The organism is Allocoleopsis sp., assembly GCF_036703385.1.
Taxonomy (GTDB): Bacteria; Cyanobacteriota; Cyanobacteriia; order Cyanobacteriales; family Coleofasciculaceae; genus Allocoleopsis.
The window spans coordinates 1-3,353 of record NZ_DATNPA010000074.1; the positions used below are offsets into that span (position 1 = coordinate 1).

Annotated in this window: 6 protein-coding genes and 1 pseudogene; 3 read left to right on the forward strand and 4 right to left on the reverse strand. The window is 46.7% G+C overall.

Translation table 11 applies throughout. The features are described 5' to 3' along the window. Together V6C93_RS03915 and V6C93_RS03920 are read right to left on the reverse strand one after the other, a co-directional pair. Positions 1 to 213: pseudogene (locus tag V6C93_RS03915) on the reverse strand (GNAT family N-acetyltransferase); the annotation flags it as partial. A 200-nt stretch (positions 214 to 413) separates the two neighbouring features. Then, complete coding sequence (locus V6C93_RS03920; RefSeq protein ID WP_333475339.1) at positions 414 to 740, reverse strand: hypothetical protein; 327 nt, start codon at positions 738 to 740, stop codon at positions 414 to 416. Positions 741 to 861: 121 nt separating this feature from the next. Between V6C93_RS03920 and V6C93_RS03925 the strand changes: the two genes are divergently transcribed. Both V6C93_RS03925 and V6C93_RS03930 read left to right on the forward strand, forming a co-directional pair. Beyond that, complete coding sequence (locus tag V6C93_RS03925) at positions 862 to 1,176, forward strand: helix-turn-helix domain-containing protein (protein WP_333475340.1); 315 nt, start codon at positions 862 to 864, stop codon at positions 1,174 to 1,176. A gap of 84 nt (positions 1,177 to 1,260) precedes the next feature. Next, positions 1,261 to 1,797, forward strand: coding sequence for a dihydrofolate reductase family protein (locus V6C93_RS03930; protein WP_333475341.1), 537 nt, complete (start codon positions 1,261 to 1,263; stop codon positions 1,795 to 1,797). Between the two features lie 156 nt (positions 1,798 to 1,953). Here V6C93_RS03930 and V6C93_RS03935 read toward each other — a convergent pair whose 3' ends face one another. Beyond that, on the reverse strand, positions 1,954 to 2,412 hold the full coding sequence (locus tag V6C93_RS03935) for a hypothetical protein (protein ID WP_333475342.1): 459 nt from the start codon (positions 2,410 to 2,412) through the stop codon (positions 1,954 to 1,956). 292 nt (positions 2,413 to 2,704) lie between these two features. Between V6C93_RS03935 and V6C93_RS03940 the strand changes: the two genes are divergently transcribed. Then, positions 2,705 to 2,869 carry a hypothetical protein gene (locus tag V6C93_RS03940; protein WP_333475343.1) on the forward strand — a complete coding sequence of 55 codons (165 nt, stop codon included), beginning with the start codon at positions 2,705 to 2,707 and terminating at the stop codon, positions 2,867 to 2,869. Between the two features lie 159 nt (positions 2,870 to 3,028). Here the strand turns inward: V6C93_RS03940 and V6C93_RS03945 are convergent, their stop codons facing one another. Next, complete coding sequence (locus tag V6C93_RS03945) at positions 3,029 to 3,229, reverse strand: hypothetical protein (protein ID WP_333475344.1); 201 nt, start codon at positions 3,227 to 3,229, stop codon at positions 3,029 to 3,031. Positions 3,230 to 3,353 lie beyond the last annotated feature (124 nt).

Sequence of the window (3,353 nt, forward strand, 5' to 3'; positions counted from 1 at the left end):
ACATTCAATAGCATAGCCAGAATGGTTCTCTTGCCTTGTAATAAATTCAAGTTTAAATACCCAGTCCCAAAACTTATCTTCTGTCTGGAACGTCCGTAAGGACTCGCGCCAAAGATTCTCGTAATCATCGATGTGCTTTTGAGTTAATTCAACTATATATGCCTCAAAAGGTGAATTATCTTGGCTGCGAATTAATTGAACTTTTAGTCGCACAACCTTTTTAGATTTGAGTACAGAACAAGAGTGTGAGGGAAAAATTATCTTGTCATGAGAGCGATATAAGTGTTACATATTGTACAAAAGACATAGAACCATAGAGGCGAGCAGCACAGTCGCCAGAGACGAGATAGCGGCAGTCTCTCTTCAGACGGCTTGCCTCACTGGAAACCAATGCGCTGCCGAGAAACCGCGAACTAGAGGCGGCAAAGGCGCTCCGCTCGTGCCGTACTCAGATTTGCCAGTTGCTCCGGTGGTTGGGCCATTCCTACGGGAGATAGCATGGAATTTGTATTTGACGCGAGGTCGGCAAACTCGTCTTTTGTCGAAATGATTTGGCACACCCACAGCGATCGCGCTGGCACTTTTACTTCGGTAGCGGCCAGCAACTGGGAGATGGTAATCGCAACCTTCAACGGCAACACGACGATCGTCGCACGAGGTCCAGAGACCAAAGCATCGCAAGCCGATTTCCCCGCCGACGCTGAGTTCTTTGGCATCACCTTTAAACTTGGCACGTTCATGCCCCATCTCCCTGTAAGAACCCTTGTGGATAGACAGGATGCGACTCTTCCTCTTGCGTCGAGCAATTCCTTCTGGCTACATGGCTGTGCGTGGGAACTTCCGACCTTTGAAAACGCCAACGTGTTCATCAACAGGCTTATCCATCACGGGATACTCGTGCGCGATCCGGTGGTCGAGGCGGCGATACAGGGATACACTCCCGATATGTCGATACGTTCCCTACAGTACCGCTTCTTGCAGGCAACTGGATTAACCCACAAGACAATTGAGCAGATCGATCGCGCCCGCAGCGCTGTCTCGCTGCTATTGCAAGGTACACCCATTTTAGACACTGCCTTCGAGCTAGGCTATTTCGATCAGGCACATCTGACCAATTCGCTCAAGCGCTTTATCGGAAAAACGCCCGCGCAAATTGCTTTGGAAAAGCACGGTTGAATAGTTTGCGTTTTTTTCCAAGACTGTGTCCTTTTGCTGCACCATGATGGCGGTATAGACAGCGAACGGCAAAAGGAGAACATCATGCGTCAAGTCGTCGTCACTGAATTCCTGTCACTGGATGGCGTTATAGAAGAACCCGCCTGGAGTGCCCCCTATTGGAATGACGACATTGCGAAGTTTAAAGGCTTGGAGCAAGACACCAGCGATACCTTGCTGCTGGGACGAGTGACCTATCAAGGGTTTGCAGCAGCCTGGCCCCAGAACACGGATGAAGGGGCAGACTACATGAACAACGTGGGCAAGTACGTGGTGTCAACGACACTGGACAAGGTTGAGTGGAACAACTCAACACTAATCAAAGACAATATCGTAGAAGAACTCACCAAACTCAAGCAGCAGGACGGTCAGGACATTCTGGTCTACGGCAGCGCCACGCTTGTGCAAACGCTCATTGGGCACGATCTTGTGGATCGCTATCGACTTCTTGTTTATCCGGTGGTTGTGGGCAAAGGCAAGCGCCTGTTTAAAGAGGGTATCACCGCGACTTTGAAGCTTCTGGAATCACAGTCGTTCAGCTCAGGCGTTGTGGCGCTCGTCTATGAACCAGACCGCAAATAATCCCGCCATGTGGGGGTAAAAACCATAGTAAAAACCGCACCCTACTCATAAAGGCTGCGGTATGGAAAGTCGTTGGAAGATTGATGGATGTAAGGAGATAGCTAATGGGAGAAAGGCTTGGAGTGCTTCATTTCGGCAATATTGGCTTTTAAGAAATTAGACGGTGATGAGCGCTTTTCCTTGACCGTTTGTCGATTCGTTGCTGCCCGTTGTGATTAGGTCTTCTAGAGAGTTAAAGTCAGTAGAATGCGATTCTTCGTTTGTGGGTTGGGTCGCCTCGCTAGAGTCTTTATAGTCAGCTTCCGAGTGGGGGTGAGGTTTCTGGTATTGCTTGAATAGCGCTTCTAATTCCTCAAACAATTGCTGTTTGACAATCTCTAGGGAATCAGGATTGCTGCTAGCTGCCAGCTCTAGGACTTTAGTCACTCCTTTTTTGGATGTTTCTATAGCTTTGCTGAGTTCTTTATCTATCTTGACCATTACTTTTATTCCTTCATTGCAGGTGTCTAGCTGTTGTTGTAGTTGGAGCCGTTGAAGAGCTAAAGATTCGTATTCTTTGACTAAATACGAAACTTGGGGATTTGAATCATTATCTTGCTGATTTTTCCTTGCCATGAGAGTTGTTAGCTGTTAAGTAAAAAGGATGACTTGTCTAGATGACTGTGCTAATTCTTAGCGATACTCTGCTGCTAATTATGTTGAAAGTTTGGTGTGTTGTGATGTTTCTACCAAAACGTCATCTGTTTTTACAGTATGTATTAAAAGCAGCGAGCGCTTCACTCAATCTCAGGGAGTAACTCATGGGTTAGAGAAAGAAGTTAGCCCAGCCGAGCATCCTTTCAGTTATCGCTCAGGAGGTTGTGTCTGCCTTAGGTTAGGGGTAAATCTTCTACTAATTCTTTTTTCAATGGCAAAATCTTTACAAAAAATCGTTCTTTTTTTACCAGAAGTGCTTCTCTGTATAGAACTCGGAAGGAATAAAGTTACAAGGACACTTATGGCAGACGTACAGCGTCAGATGCTCCAGTTTCACGAGACAATCAAGCTCAAGCGCAGCGATCGCAAACATTAAGCAGGCTTTCGCTGGTCATGCAGCGCAGGCTTGGCTTCTTACGCCGTTGGTTAGAGACAGCGCCATCAATCCTAAATAACTGAACAGACGGAACAATTCAGAGCGGGCGGTGAGCGGCGGGTGGTGGGCAGTATTTCCCGCAGTGATTTGGACTAATACTTAAGGGTTTCCCTCCTTGTCGTTGACTAAAAACGTGTTGTCCGATTTGCTAAAAACTAGGCTTTCTCCAAATTCAACTACGAACACCTTGGTGAGTTCGTACTGTTCTGCTTTATCATCAAACAAGCAGTTAACGGTTTTTACTTCCTTTTTACCGCTGTTGCAGTAATGAAAGGTGGCTGTAATTTTTCGTCCTTTCATCGAGCTTGCCTCTGTGTTTTAGGCTTGAACTCCTACATTTGACATAGCATTCTTGCCGGGAGCATTCCAATTTTGCAACTTGCCCCAACAATTAACGACAGCATGAGGCTTTCAGAGAGTGAAA